Raw genomic sequence first — 13,995 nt, 5'->3', positions numbered from 1 at the left:
TCGCGCGCGGCCCTGTCGGGCTTACTTGTTGACTTCGCCCATGATCGTCAGGAGTTCCGCGTTGGGACCGTCGCCGTCGAGTTCCCAGCCGAACACGCCGCGCAGGCCGTTCTGCTTCACGTAGTCGTTCTTGACGCGGATCGTGGCGGGGGAGTCGAAGCCCCAGAAGGTCGTGCCGTCGAACTTGTACGACTGCTTGGCCACCGGATGTTCGTAGACCGTGCCGGGAAGGGTCTTGAGCATCTTGTAATCCTGATAGCCGTCTTCGTACTTCCCGGGCGCGACCTTGGTCGCCTTCTGATACAGGCCATCGCCCTTCGCTCCGGGTGTGACGCCGGTCCAGCCGCGTCCGTAGAACGGAATGCCCAGCACGATCTTGTTGGCCGGCACGCCCGCGGCGAGCAGCGCCTTGACGGCCGTATCCCCGACGTAGGTGTTGAGCGGCGCGGACTTCATGTTCGGACTGTTGGGGTCGCCATACAGGTTCGACTGGAAGTCCGTCGGCCCGGTGGCTTCCCATCCGCCGTGGTAGTCGTACGTCATCACGTTGATCCAGTCGAGCGACTTGCTGTACTCGCCCGGCACCGTGTTGGCGATCTTGTCCCCGCCCGCGCCGATCGCGACCGTGAGCACATAGCGCTTGCCCGTCTGGGTACCGTAGGCGTCGAGCTGCTTGCGGAACTCGGCGAGCAGCAGGGTGTAGTTCTGCTTGTCGCTCGGGTCGGCGTAGTTGTACGGCTGGCCGCCGCCGCCGGGGAATTCCCAGTCGATGTCGATGCCATCGAAGATCCCGGCCGCCACGCCGTTGCCGCCGCTGGACGAACCGCTATCCACGGGCAGATTGCCTTTCAGATAAAGATCGATGCACGACGAGACGAGCTGCTTGCGCAGCGCATCGGTGGCTGCGGCCTTGCTGAACCACTTCGACCAGGTCCATCCGCCGAGCGAGATGATGATCTTCACGTTCGGATACTTCGCCTTGAGCAACTTGAGCTGATTGAAGTTGCCCTTGAGCGGCGCGTCCCAGGTATCGCCTTTGCCGTTGACGGATTCGTTCGCGGCGAAGCCCTTGCCGTAGTCCGCCCACTGATCGCCGCCGGTGCCCGCATCGGGCGCATTCGGATTGGTCGCGCCCGGCTCCGCCTTGTTGACGATGCCGCACTCGTAGCCGTTGTTCTTCTGATACAGGTTGCCGAACGCGTAATTGATGAACGTAAGCGTCTTGGCAGATCCCGACGTATCGATGTCCTTCACCTTGTAGTTGCGATCGTAGATGCCCCATTGCGCGAAATAGCCGCCGACCTCGCGTGCGCCTGCGGGACTGGGCGCGGGTGTGGGTGCCGGTGCGGGCGTGGGGGTAGGTATTGGTGCCGGTGCCGGTGCCGGTGTCGGCGTAGGCGTAGGCGTAGGCGTAGGAGTTGGTGTTGGCGTTGGTGTTGGCGTTGGTGTGGGCGTTGGCGCAGGTGCTGGAGTCGGAGTCGGAGTCGGAGTCGGAGTCGGCGTCGGCGTCGGCGTCGGAGCAGGCGTCGGCGTGCCCGAACACGCGCCGATGTCTTGCCATACGCCATACGTCCCGGACTGCGACGGATTCTCGCCCTGTGTCCACCACTTGTTCTGATAGTTGCGTCCGTTGTACGTCACCTTCGTTCCCGCATTCGCGTAGATCTTCGAAGCGGACCACGCCGCAAAGCACGCAGTCGGCGATGGTGTCGGTGTGGGCGTGGGCGTGGGCGTCGGAGATGGCGTGGGTGTCGGCGTGGGTGTCGGAGCAGGAGCGGGCGCAGGCGTCGGTGTCCCCGAAGTGCCCAGATCTCTCCACAGCGTCGGCGTGCTGGAAGGCGTCCAGCCAGCGCCGGCGTACGCCGTGTGCGTCTGAAGCGCCTGATACGTGTGCCCGTTATAGGTGACGGTCGTTCCGGCCGAATAAGTCGTGCCTTCCTGCCATTCGGCGCCCCATGCCGCGACTGAATATGCAACGAGCGCAGCGACCGTGCATGCAATAGATCTGTACTGCTTACCAAAGCGGTTCATGAGACCGTCTCCTTTGCGTGGATATGCCCGATTCGTTTCGATCCCTGGTATTTTCGCGCCCGACATGCAGTCTTATCGAGCGGCCATGGAAGCATATGCAGATCTACAGATAATCTAACTGATGAAACTAGGCAACTAAATTCGAAGTTCAGGTTTCCTATTAAAGCCAATCATTGAATTTCGATGGCTGAAACGCTGCGGAGACGTTGCCTGATGCGCGCTGTGCTGATTATGAAATATTGCAGGCGTCGAAATGGCCGGCTTACAAACCCCGCGTTCGAATGCTTTCGTTCATGGATTCGCAAAACAGTAGCCGTGTCGATATCGGTTTGCCGGTACGGGATATTGATTAATCTATTGCCGTCGAATAAAAAAACGGACCCCGAAGAGTCCGTTTAGTGCTTCTATTCTTACTCGAATCGAAGCGGGTTGCATTCAGTTTCAAGCCGTATTCGTCAAAGACGGTTGATGGTGTCGGCGAGCACCATCACGCCCAAGATGAAATCCTCGGTTTCCATTGCTTCGTAAGGATTATGTGAGCCATTCTCGTTGCGGATGAATAGCATGCTGCTCGGGATACCCGCATTGGCAAACAGCGACGCATCGTGCCCTGCGCCGCTGGGAACCGCTTCGAAATCGATCGCGAAGCGCTTGCACGATGCCGCAAGCGCGTTGCAAAGAGTTTCGTCCATCGTCGCCGGCGCGGATTCGAGGCGACGGTCGAACTCGAAGCGGACGCCGCGTTCCCGCTCGATCGACGCGCATTCGCTGCGCATGAGTCGATAGAACCCTTCGAGCGTGTCGCGGCTCTTGCTGCGCGCTTCGAAACTGAAACCGACCGTGCCGGGAATGCGGGAGATGGAATGCTCGACAGGATCGGTGCCGACGACGCCGCTCGTCACGACCAGGTCGATGCCGCGTTCGAGCAGCACGCGCCAATGCTCGTCCAGCCGCGTGATCAGATCGGCGACGGCGAACATGGCGTCATGTCGCAACCAGCGGGGCACGGCGCCGGAATGTCCGGCTTCGCCGATACAGGTGATGCGATTGTGCCGCACATTGCCGCGAATTCCGGGCACCACGGCGAGCGGAATCTTTCTCGCCACCATAACCGGCCCCTGCTCGATGTGCAGTTCCAGATAAGCCTTGGCCTTCGACTTGTCGAACAGGATCTCGCCGGAAGCGATCGCGTCGACATCCGCTCCCACGTTCTTCATATGGCTGGACAGTGTTTGTCCGGACGAGCGGTGCTTCAGTTCGAGGTCTTGCGGTGAAAGCTTGCCGAAGACCGCGCCTGAGCCCATGTATGCCTTTCCGAACCAGGCGCTTTCCTCGCCGCGAAACGCGATCACGCGCAGCGGCGTGGGCGATGGCTCGGCGCTGCGCCTTTGCGTGACCAGGCACAACAGGCCTGCAATGATTCCCGCGAGTCCATCGAAGTTGCCGCCCTGCGGAACGGAGTCCATGTGCGAGCCTACCCACACCGCGGGTGCGTCGGGGTCCGTGTCCGGCAAGCTGAAAATCAGATTCGCTGCACGGTCGATATCGACGCGCAATCCCTCTGCCTCCGCAAAGCCGGCGAGATAACCCGCGGCAGCCGATTCACCCTCGCCGTAGCTGTCGCGCGTGACGCCCACGCCGTCAGAAGACAGCGCACGGATGTCACCGAAGAGCTTTTGCGCGAGGTCGGCCAGATCAACAATTTCCATATTGCTTATCCAATTGCAGGAGACGCCGGATTACCGGTGCTTCAAAGGCGCGCGATGGCACTCCATTCCCTCGGCTCAGCCCGATTGTTGCGCGAAGCGCAGCCATCGGTCGCTCAGTTGGTGGTCGAGCTTGAGTTGGCCCGTAAGGTCGCTGATCCGTTCGAGTCCTGTCTCGTCGCAATAAGCCGCGAGGCCGTCAACGATCTTTTGCATGACGCCCGGATCGCGGAAGGACGCGGTGCCCACCTGAACGGCGCTTGCCCCCGCGAGCATAAATTCGATCGCGTCTTCGGCACTCTGAATTCCGCCGCAGCCGATGATCGGAATGCGGATAGAGCGATAACACTGATGCACGAGGCGGAGTGCGATCGGCTTGATGGCGGGACCGGAAAGGCCGCCCATCACATTCCCCAGCTTGGGCTTGCGCGTCCGGATGTCGATGGCCATGCCGAGCACCGTGTTTCCCATGACGATGGCGTCGGCGCCCGCGTCCTCGGCTGCGCGCGCGACGGCGGCAATGTTGCTCGCATTCGGCGTGAGCTTGACCCAGAACGGATGCCGGGTACGGCGACGGATGGCGGTGACCGCCTTGTACGTCGTTTCCGGCAGCATCGCGAAAGCCATGCCGTCGGCTTCGAGGTTCGGGCACGAGATATTGGCTTCGATGGCCGCGACTTCGGGCAACGACATTTGCTCGCACGCGTCGCCGAATTCATCCGCGGTATCGGCCGAGATGGAAACGACAACGGGCGTGTTGAATTTCAGGTAGGGCGGCAGTACGTGCTCGCGGTAATAGTCGAGACCCTTGCTAGGGATACCGATGGAGTTCAGCATGCCGCTGTGGCAATCGGCTACGCGAGGTGTCGGATTACCCGCGCGCGATTTGGGCGACACGCTTTTCACGACGAGCGCGCCCAGACGGTTGAAGTCGAGCGCCTCCCGATATTCGATCGCAAAGCAGCCGGACGCCGGCATGACGGGGTTGCGCAGGATCAGGTCGCCAACCCGGGTCGTGAGATTAGCCAAATTCCACCTCCCCGACGACTTCACGAATCGGAAACACGGGACCTTCGCGGCAGACACGCAGAAATCTACGGTCTCCATCGCAATCGAACATGCGCACGCAGGACAGGCAAACGCCCATGCCGCAGGCCATGTGCTGCTCCATGGCGACTTCGGCGGTGACGTGCGGATAGTCGTTCAGGACGCGCTGGAGCAGCATGAGCAGGCGCTGCGATCCGCAGGTGTACACCGCATCGGGTTGCTGCTCGTGAATCAGATCGCGAATCAGGATCGCGACGGCTTCGACCGAAGAGGAACCGTCGGCATCGAAGACGCTGCGAACGTCGGCGACTGCGCCGCGCAGAAACTCCTTCTCCATCAGATCCGCCGGCGAACGGGCCGACATGACCGCGGTGATCGCGACGCCCGCCTGCGACGCTTCCCTGACGAGCGGCGCCATCGTGGCCAGGCCCACGCCTCGCGCGACGACCAGAATGCGGCGATAGCCGGGGCTGAACGTAAACGTGTTGCCAAGCGGCCCGACGATGTCCATGTAGCCGCCTTCCGGCAACGTCGCCATGGCTTTCGTGCCGACGCCGGTCACGTTGTAGAGAAACTCGATACGGTTGTCTTCCGGTCCCGCGCCATAGACACTCATTGGCCGGAGTAGGAAGGGTTCGTGCTCGGCCGTGGTCGGGCACTTGAGCTGATAGAACTGACCAGCCTGCGTGACCGTTGCGATAGGAGAATCCGCTTCGAGGCGAATGTATTTGTATCGCTGATTCACCCAGTAATGTTCGACGACGCGGCAACGATGAGAAGCAACGGTCGCGGCTTTTCCGCCGCCGCACGGGCTTGCTGACATGACGACTCCACTCTTTATATGACTGCGAGACCCGCGGGTCTCACGCGCGAACGTTCAATCGAGTTCCTTGCCCTTCAATTCGGGCACGAGGAAAATCGTGGCGATCACATCGAGAACATAGATGCTTGCCAGAAGGGCGATGGCTGCCTGAAACGAATAGGTTGCGGCGAGACTGCCGACGACGATCGGACCGAAGCCGCCCACCGCGCGGCCGATATTGAAGAGCGTGTTTTGTGCGGTTGCACGCGCGGCAGTCGGATATGCTTCCGAAATCAGAGCACCGTACCCGCCTATCATTCCATTGACGAGCATGCCCAATAGCGCGCCTGCCCAGAGCATCACCGTAGGATCGCCCAACGTGGAGTAGACAACGACCATTGCAGCCGCGCCTATCTGGAACATGACGAATGTCGGCTTGCGTCCGATACGGTCCGCCAGTTGTCCGAAGACGTATACACCCACCATCATCCCGACGATGGTCACCGAGGTCCACAATGCCGATTTCGTCAGCCCGAAGCCAAGTGTCTTCGCGAGATACGTCGGCAGCCAGATCATGATGCCGTAGTAGCCGAAGTTTTGTACCGCGCAGAGAATGACGATGCCCAGGCTCGTGCGCGTCGTGCGGCGATCGATCACGAGCATGCGGAAGGCATTGGGTTTCTTCTCCGTCGTCTTGGTGCGGACGAACACTTCCGGCTCGTGGAGCTTGTTTCGGACCACCCACGCGACCAATGCGGGCGCCACGCCGAGGAGAAACATGCCGCGCCAGCCGATATGAGGCAGCAGAAGCGGTGTCAGCAGCGAGGCGGCAAGCACGCCGGATTGCCATCCGAGCGCGACGTATGACGAGACGCGTGCCCGGTGTTTTGCCGGCCAGGCCTCCGCGGCAAGCGCCATCCCAATGCCGAATTCGCCGCCGAGGCCAATGCCCGCGATGGTCCGATAGGCCAGCAAATCATAGAAGCCGGTGGCGAAGGCGCAGAGTCCGGTGAAGACCGCGAACAGGACGATCGTCCATGTCAGCACACGGATGCGTCCGAACCGGTCACTGAGCGCACCGAAGATGATGCCGCCGGCCACGGCGCCAATCAGCGTCCATGTCACCAGCGCGCCGGACTGTTGCGTGGTGAGATGCAGTTCCAGCGCGATGACCGGAAGCATGAATCCGAGAATGAGCAGGTCGAAGCCATCCATCGCATAACCGATGGCTGACCCGGCCAGCGCTTTCCATGCGTATTTGTCGGGTCGTTCCGACGCCGCCGGAGCAATAGATCTCTCGCATACGGCTGCTTTCGCGTTCGCTTCCATTCCTTTCTCCATTGACACCTCGGATATCGACTTCCGCCATTCACATTTCTGGCTTCTATTTCGCCGTTTGTACAAAAAAATAGACGGCTCGGACGACTCAAAATCGGCTTGCGGCTCCAGGCAACAATCACCGAAATTGCAAGCGTGGTCCGATATAGAAGCTGGATTTCACTGCATGACTAGCGGAAGCGTCTCTTGGTGCGCTCGTTCGTCTAAATATTTAGACTAGACTCTTTCTCAGATGACCGCAATACGAATCGAATGGGTAAAAACCCTTGAATCCCGGCATGCCGTTTCAGAATTGATGACGGAGCCCGACGCCGTACGTCAATCCGGTGGACAAGCTGTCATAGCGGTCGTACTTGAACCCTGCGTAGGCGTCGGTGCGCTTGGAGAGGGGATAGTCATAACCGACGGACCATGTCAGGCGATTCACGTCGTTGCTGTTCGTGCCCGACGACTTCGAATACGCAAGTGCGGCTAGGATGCTCGAGGCTCCAACGGGAATTGTGACGCCGATATGTTCCGTGTTCGTGGTGATCGTGCCGGGGGCCGCCTTGTCGCGGATATTCATATAGCCGGCAAAGACGCGCACGACATTGAAATTATATGAACCAGCTAGTTGGGCGGTGGCCTGGCTTTGCAGCCCCGCGACGCCCGGCAGCGAGCTTGCAATGTCGCCCGCCAAATTGCTGTAGTTGATCCACTGATAATTGGCGGTCAACTGAAACGGCCCGTTGGCATACCCGAGCTGCGCGCCCCATTTCTTGGAGCTGGGCTGGCTGGCGGAATTGCCGAACGAGTAAATGAGCTGGCCGGTCAGTCCCGCCCAGTTGGGCGTCGAATAGGCTACGGCGTTGTTCCAGCCGGAATCTCCGACCACGCCCTGAGGTCCGAGACCTTTGTACGTGTGCAGGATCCACGGCGAGAACGTGTACGAGTTGAAGAACGGGTTCTGGTTGATGGTCGAAATATACAGGGGCGTCGTGAGGCGGCCGGCGCGTATCGAACCGTAGGGCGTGGCAAGGCCGACATAGGCGTTGCGAGAGAAGAAACTGTCGTTGGCGAACCGCCCGAACGTGCCGTTGTTGGGTTGAAAGTAAGATTCGAGAACGAAGTAGGTCGAGTAGCCGCCTCCGAGGTCTTCCGTTCCACGAAGACCCCAGAACGACGTCGACATTCCGCCGCCCTGCATGACTGTTGCCGAGTGCGCGCCCGGATTCTTCACTTCACCCACGAAGCCATCGATGAGGCCGTAGAGCGAAACAGAGGACTGCGCGATTGCGGGCGTGCTGAGCGACGCCGCACTCGCTATGCATACCGCGGAAAGCGCGTTGAAGTGCTTCTTTGACATTGACGGATCTCCTGTTTGTCCAGCTTTTCCAGGAGCGGCCCGCTCGCCAGATGAACTCGCATCGGCGGCGGTGACGTGGACGCCGATTGACCCGGTCGTCGATACGTCCAAAAAACTAGACAAAGATAGAATATCCGTTTTTACGCGGAAGTTTGCCGGAAAGTTGTCAGGATTTTCCCTAGCAATCGGGCCGTAGAATCGCGTGGCGATATAATCCATTCGAATTTTTATACGAGCGTGATAGTGGCCGAGATAGCGAAAGGCCGGGACGGCGCCAGGCTATTGCAAACGCTTCTGGACAAGAGGTGATGCGGCCGCCGCGCCGGTGAAACTCGCCGGCGGCGCTGTGCGCGGTTGTGAGTGGGTATGTGATGGCGCAACCGGGAAACGCCTGGACCGGTCACACGAGATCCGGCGCGATGCGCGCCGCGAAAGCGTTCAACGCGGATAGAAGAACGTCGGCTGCGCCCTTGCTCGCATCTGACAGGGTGCGCGTTGCTTTGCGGATGAGGCGATGCTCAAGAGCACGCCCCCTCAGCACCCTGCACGCGACGAGCCGAATGCCGCGAAGCCCTCTAGCTCATAATCCATTTGGTTTGCGCAGTGACGGCTGCCGCGAGAACGGCGGGCGAATAGAGGTTGGGATTTGGCACCGGTCTGCCGGCCACGTTCACAAGGCCCATGCGCTGCGCGATCGAAATATGCGCGCCGATGTCCTGAGGGAAGGCAAACGGGCCGCGCGGTCCGAACGGTCGCAGTGAGAACGGCAGACCGGTCCACGGCGAGTGCGCCTCGCCAAGAAAGTCCGGATTCAACGACCAGGGCTGCGCGTTGAGACGAACGCCGATGGACGGATCGGCGAGGCGGTTCAGCATCCATTCGCAGGCGATATCGGAGAGGCCCGATTCATTGTTCGGATAACCGCCGCCGACGTCCGCGTGCGCACCCGCGAAGAGCACCTGCGTGATGCCCGCACGGGCGTCCCAGAGCGTGGGCGTGAAGTCGCCGCGCTGCTCGTCGAGGCTTATCGCGTGGATGCCGAACTTGACCTTCGGATTGAGCGCCGTGTCGGCGAAGCGGTACAGATCAACGGTGGAGTCTTCGTCGTCCAGATAAGCCGGGATGCCGAGCGCGCCGACCGTGTCCCACACGCCGATCGCCCGTATCTCGTCCACGGCCACGGTATCTTCCGGCTGCAACTCCGTGAGGCGGAGGGTAGGATCGAAGTTGACGATCCTGTCCAGCAGGCCCTTCAGTCCACCGCCGGTGTCGCGCGGCGCGGGCCTCGACTCGCGATGCTTGCGCCACGCGAGAATGCCCATGCGATACGCAAGCGCCTTGTCGTTGAGGTCGAAGCGGCTCTTATCGAGCAGCCCGACATTCGCGATCATGCCCCCGAGCGCGCGCGCCGTGTACGCACCGCGGCTGAATCCCATCAGGACGATGTGGTCGCCCGGCTCATAGTGGCGCGATACGAAGGTGTAGCCACGCACGATGCGCGCGATGATGCCATCCCCGAATGCGCCGCCTAACAACTTTTTAATGACGTTACGCGAATCGCCCACGCCGTGCAGATATTTGGCCACTTGCCCGTCCGGCCCCGGCTCCGCGATTTCCTGCTCCGAGGCGAGCAGCGTCGAAGCGGGATCCGGTACGCCGCGCAACAGGAGAAATGCCTTGAACACGTTGGTCGGATCAGGAATGCCGTCGTTGTCTTGATCGGTGTTCGGTCCGTTCCACGTTCCGTCGGCGCAAAAAATGATGTTCTTTGCCATGGCGAGCTTCCCTCATTTCCCGAGCACACGATAAGTATGTCTTAGCTTTTGTCGGCGCACTCGGCAAGGCATGCGTCGTATGTGGACGGCGATTTGGCCGAAACCGCCTATCGCGTCCGTCAAACGTGATGCGACGCGCATCCCTATGCAGTCTTATAAAGGACGTGAATCACGCAGCGACCTCTTCAATTCACTGATCCGAGATTCGTCTTCCGAGTAGGCCAGTTCCGAACTGCCGTTTCCTTTTAGCGGGAGCCTACCGTGGATATCAGACCGTTTGATGGCGTGATTCTCAAAGCCGGTATTGCCGCGCCCGACAAAGTAAGGTTAGTGCAAGACAGGCTGCGTGCACTGGGCTATGGCGCATCCGTGACCGGCATCTTCGATGCGCAAACGGAATCGGTCGTGAAGCTTTTCCAGGCTCAGCACTCGGATGACAGCGGGCTGCCCTTGAAGATTGACGGCGAGATCGGGTTCCATACCTGGACGGCGCTGTTCGGCGTGCTGCCATCGGTCGTCCAGCCAGTCGCGCAACTTCTGTCGCAGGCGCTGGCCGTGGCTGCGTCGCAGGACCATCAGATGGAGGTGCCGCGCGGCTCTAACAGAGGACCGATGGTCGATGAGTATTTGCGTGCGGCCGGCATGGATCCCACCAAAGGCAGTCCCGACTCGCGTCCCTGGTGCATGTGCTTCATGTACTGGGTGTTTGAGCAGGCCGCGCAACACATGAACCGGGCAACGCCTCTGCCGAAGACCGCGAGTTGCCATCAGCACTGGGCCGCTGCGGCGGACCTTGCGAACGTAGGACGAATCACGCGGCAACAGGCTCTGGATAACCGGAATCTGATTCAGCCCGGTCTGATCTTCATTCTCGACTTCGGAGGAGGAATGGGCCATACGGGCATCGTCGAATCGGTGCTCCCGGGCGGCGCGCTGCAGACGATCGAGGGCAACACCAACACGGACGGCTCGCGCAATGGCGTCGGCGTGTTTCGCCTGCAGCGGCGCAAGCCGTCGGATACGGTGCTGACGGGCTTCGTCGACTATTCGAAGGCTTGATGCGCGTGGCAATTTTGGATTGGGGACATCATGGCTTTCCTCTTCGCATATGGCACGGAACTCGACCGTGCAGGCCTGCTTGCGCGTGCGCTGACGAGCGGGACAACCGTGCAGCGCATGACCGAAATCGTGGGCGGCGAGGCTGCCGATGCCCAAGCGGAACAGCCTGGCGCGGACACGGCCAGACAGGCGTATGACGAGTACGCGACGCGGCAGCCCATTGCTTCGGGCTACGTCGACGGTGCGATCATGGTTTTCCGCGAGCGCAGCGAAGGCTTGGGCGGGCCGGTTCCAGACTTGCTTGAGGAAGCGAGCGCGCGTACGTGGGGCGTGCTGTTCGAAGTCTCAGACAACACCGTCGGCGCGCTTTGCCAGAACTTCGATATCGCGCGTAGCTGCATCGTGCGGAACGTTCGAATCGTCAAGCCGTTGAGTGGCGCGGAAAACGCGACCTTCGATGTAGCGAGTTGCATCGACCAGACGATCCAGGCAAGCTGCCTCGTCGCCAAGAATGTCGATATGCCCTTGACCTCGCTCGATGAGCCATTGCTGCGGAAACTGCTTGGCTACTATCTCGCGTATGAGGCGCCCGCCGAGGTATTGCTCAGTCTGATGCCGCGTCGCGGCGCCAGTATCAGCGATGTGGAACGCGGGAAGGAGGACTTGTCGGAGCGCGTGATTTGCGAGATCTACTACAAGGCGCCGCCGCGCTACGCGATCTATCGCAGCTCGGAACGAGTCGTCGTCCAGTACGCGGACGAAGGCGTGGCTGACTCATCGGGGACGCCGCTCGCCGACCAGCAGCGCGCGAAGATGGCGTGCCTCAATCCGTTGCGCAGTCAGATTACTGGACTGATTGACGGTTGGGAAAAGAGCAGGAAGCCTGGTCTGGCCGAACGCGCGCGGCGCTATAACGCGCGCGTTGCCGCCGCATTGAATCAGTGTCTCGAAGGCGATTCGACGAGTCCAATGCTGACGCTGGCCGAGGTCCGCGATGAGATCGCCGCCGAGCGCGCGTCGTGGGGACGATTTCTTTATTTGTCGTCTGCGCTGGCCGTCGCTGCGGCGTTTTGCATCGCCTTCTGGGTAATCAAGGCGCACGTCTTTGGCCCTTCGCATCCGACAGCGGGACTCTGGCTCGCCGCGCGCGCCGGCACGATCGGCGCGTTCTTCTCGATTGCGATGAACATCCAGCAAAGAAAGGTTTTGACCGACCTGCTCACACGCGACAACATCGCCGATGCCGCGCTCCGGATTACGGTCGGTGCGATCGGCGCGGGCGCGCTGCTTTGTCTCTTGCAAAGCGGCATCACGCCGCTCGCGAACTTCGGCAACGCCACGCTCGCGGGTTCGGCGATGAGTTGGCAAGTCATTCTTGTGATTGGCTTCGCAGCGGGGTTCTCTGAGCGGCTGGTGCCGACCATTGTGGAAAAGATAGCTGTGCAGAATGGGACTCTGGCGGGGGCTAGGACTTGATTGTCATCGGTGTGCGGGATGACTTGGGGGAGGGGTGGGTGACGAGGCGGTGCGTGAGGGCTGGCTGGTAGAGAAGGGTCGGCGTTTGCCGCTCGCATTGTGCGCCAGTCGGCCACAAAGGGACAATCGACTAGGGTGTCCAGATTGTTGGCGGTTCGGTGAATCCAGCATCACGAGACGCTTCCAGTCTAAAGATCTCAGCTCCGCCGCCGTAATCACGGATGTCCGATGGCTTCACGACAAGCCACTACTACGTTCCGTTGAACGCCATTCATTGCAACCTGATCCAACATTGCCAATGAGCTTGCCTGAGTCGAATCCTGGCCCTACTACGTCGCTGCGGTCGCTTCGACAGTGTTATGTCGTCGGTTGGGGCATTGTCTCGATCATCGTGATGATCGACGCCCTATGGATAGCAACGAGTGATCATTCCGTGAGATGGACAAGCCTTCTTCCTCCTTGCAAAGCAACGCTAGTCCTGCTCGGCATTGCAATTATGTTGCGGGCTATTGGCCGCTTTCCTCGCTATCACGTCGTTACCAAGAAGTTGCGCTACTTCAGGGTGTCGGACACAGCTGCATGGAGCGCGCTGCTTTCGTTCTTCGTATCGGCCAGTTTTATCTTGTCTTATCTCTGCGTCTCGCTGGACGCGCCTCTCATTGAGCGCTCGTTGATTGCTTTTGACCGTTCGCTAGGGTTCGATTGGCCCGTCGTTTATCAGTGGGTACTGGCTCACCCGCTCGTCTCCGGAGTGTTTGAATTTGCATATGCAAGCGGACGATGGCAGTTGATAGCAATACCCGTCTTTCTTGGCTTGTTCGGAACGCGCGAGGAATTGCCCGCTTTCTTTTTTTTACTTGTGATTGCAAGCTGCTACTTGCTTTTGATCTCGACGCCTTTTCCGGCAACGAGCGCGTTCGTTCATTTCAACGTGAGCGATAACGCCGCCAAAGCGACGGTGTCCGACTTCGCATTGCTCCGCGTGGGGTCTCTAAAGGTTATTGACCTCGATAATGCACAAGGATTAGTGTCTCTGCCATCATTCCACACGGCGTTGGCGGTGCTCTTCACGTATTCTTTACGAAGATTCCCTCGACTCGTTTGCATTGCCGCTCCGCTCAACGTAATCATGATTCTGTCTACCCCGACGCAGGGCGGTCACTATCTGGCGGACGTGATCGCAGGGCTTCTCCTGTTTGCACTGACTTTCTTTACTTACAACGCAATCGTCCGCCGAAGATCGCCGTTACCGAATGCTATTGCGCTTCCACGCGGTGGGATGGCCGACATTGCTGCTCGCGAGCGTCCGCTTTAGGGCGGCCTCGATGTCCCTTCCGGGTCGAGAAACGCCCCTCGACTTCACAGCACGACCAGGTCATCCCCGTTAGTCTGACCAGCTCACGACAAATCGAACGA

10 protein-coding genes are annotated in these 13,995 nt (G+C 60.2%); 3 read left to right on the top strand and 7 right to left on the bottom strand.

Going from position 1 to position 13,995, the window contains the following annotated elements:
* Window positions 1–21: 21 nt before the first annotated feature.
* From AWB70_RS39200 to AWB70_RS10235, 7 genes are all read right to left on the bottom strand, one after another.
* Window positions 22–2,031, bottom strand: a complete 2,010-nt coding sequence (locus AWB70_RS39200) for a glycosyl hydrolase family 18 protein (RefSeq protein ID WP_053571816.1) — start codon at window positions 2,029–2,031, stop codon at window positions 22–24.
* A 455-nt stretch (window positions 2,032–2,486) separates the two neighbouring features.
* Entirely contained in the window at window positions 2,487–3,740 is a 1,254-nt protein-coding gene (locus tag AWB70_RS10260) for a hydantoinase/carbamoylase family amidase (protein ID WP_082378204.1), read from the bottom strand.
* Window positions 3,741–3,815: 75 nt separating this feature from the next.
* Window positions 3,816–4,766, bottom strand: coding sequence for a dihydroorotate dehydrogenase (locus tag AWB70_RS10255; RefSeq protein WP_053571818.1), 951 nt, complete (start codon window positions 4,764–4,766; stop codon window positions 3,816–3,818).
* Window positions 4,759–5,607, bottom strand: coding sequence for a dihydroorotate dehydrogenase electron transfer subunit (locus AWB70_RS10250; RefSeq protein ID WP_053571819.1), 849 nt, complete (start codon window positions 5,605–5,607; stop codon window positions 4,759–4,761). Before AWB70_RS10250 ends, AWB70_RS10255 begins: the two co-directional genes overlap by 8 nt.
* Before the next feature lie 54 nt (window positions 5,608–5,661).
* Window positions 5,662–6,915: an MFS transporter gene (locus tag AWB70_RS10245; RefSeq protein ID WP_053571820.1), complete on the bottom strand. Its 1,254-nt coding sequence runs from the start codon at window positions 6,913–6,915 to the stop codon at window positions 5,662–5,664.
* 295 nt (window positions 6,916–7,210) lie between these two features.
* Entirely contained in the window at window positions 7,211–8,269 is a 1,059-nt protein-coding gene (locus AWB70_RS10240; RefSeq protein ID WP_053571821.1) for a porin, read from the bottom strand.
* 575 nt (window positions 8,270–8,844) lie between these two features.
* The gene (locus AWB70_RS10235) at window positions 8,845–10,044 is read right to left on the bottom strand and encodes a T6SS phospholipase effector Tle1-like catalytic domain-containing protein (protein ID WP_053571822.1); all 1,200 of its coding nucleotides are present in this window, start codon (window positions 10,042–10,044) and stop codon (window positions 8,845–8,847) included.
* A gap of 261 nt (window positions 10,045–10,305) precedes the next feature.
* On the opposite strand from AWB70_RS10235, the gene AWB70_RS10230 reads away from it, so the two are divergent.
* From AWB70_RS10230 to AWB70_RS10220, 3 genes are all read left to right on the top strand, one after another.
* The gene (locus tag AWB70_RS10230) at window positions 10,306–11,103 is read left to right on the top strand and encodes a peptidoglycan-binding protein (protein WP_075644317.1); all 798 of its coding nucleotides are present in this window, start codon (window positions 10,306–10,308) and stop codon (window positions 11,101–11,103) included.
* A 30-nt stretch (window positions 11,104–11,133) separates the two neighbouring features.
* The gene (locus AWB70_RS39190) at window positions 11,134–12,579 is read left to right on the top strand and encodes a hypothetical protein (RefSeq protein ID WP_053571824.1); all 1,446 of its coding nucleotides are present in this window, start codon (window positions 11,134–11,136) and stop codon (window positions 12,577–12,579) included.
* Between the two features lie 394 nt (window positions 12,580–12,973).
* Window positions 12,974–13,894, top strand: coding sequence for a phosphatase PAP2 family protein (locus AWB70_RS10220; protein ID WP_053571825.1), 921 nt, complete (start codon window positions 12,974–12,976; stop codon window positions 13,892–13,894).
* The last annotated feature ends 101 nt before the right edge of the window (window positions 13,895–13,995 follow it).

This window comes from Caballeronia cordobensis (assembly GCF_001544575.2).
In the GTDB taxonomy this organism is placed as follows: domain Bacteria; phylum Pseudomonadota; class Gammaproteobacteria; order Burkholderiales; family Burkholderiaceae; genus Caballeronia; species Caballeronia cordobensis.
Note: the sequence above shows the minus strand (reverse complement) of the source record. Positions and strands in the feature narration are given on the sequence as shown.

Coding starts and splice junctions, on each gene's coding strand:
- AWB70_RS10220 (WP_053571825.1), top strand. CDS start 12,974: ATGATCGACGCCCTATGGATAGCAACGAGTGATCATTCCGTGAGATGG.
- AWB70_RS10250 (WP_053571819.1), bottom strand. CDS start 5,607: ATGTCAGCAAGCCCGTGCGGCGGCGGAAAAGCCGCGACCGTTGCTTCT.
- AWB70_RS39190 (WP_053571824.1), top strand. CDS start 11,134: ATGGCTTTCCTCTTCGCATATGGCACGGAACTCGACCGTGCAGGCCTG.
- AWB70_RS39200 (WP_053571816.1), bottom strand. CDS start 2,031: ATGAACCGCTTTGGTAAGCAGTACAGATCTATTGCATGCACGGTCGCT.
- AWB70_RS10245 (WP_053571820.1), bottom strand. CDS start 6,915: ATGGAAGCGAACGCGAAAGCAGCCGTATGCGAGAGATCTATTGCTCCG.
- AWB70_RS10235 (WP_053571822.1), bottom strand. CDS start 10,044: ATGGCAAAGAACATCATTTTTTGCGCCGACGGAACGTGGAACGGACCG.
- AWB70_RS10260 (WP_082378204.1), bottom strand. CDS start 3,740: ATGGAAATTGTTGATCTGGCCGACCTCGCGCAAAAGCTCTTCGGTGAC.
- AWB70_RS10240 (WP_053571821.1), bottom strand. CDS start 8,269: ATGTCAAAGAAGCACTTCAACGCGCTTTCCGCGGTATGCATAGCGAGT.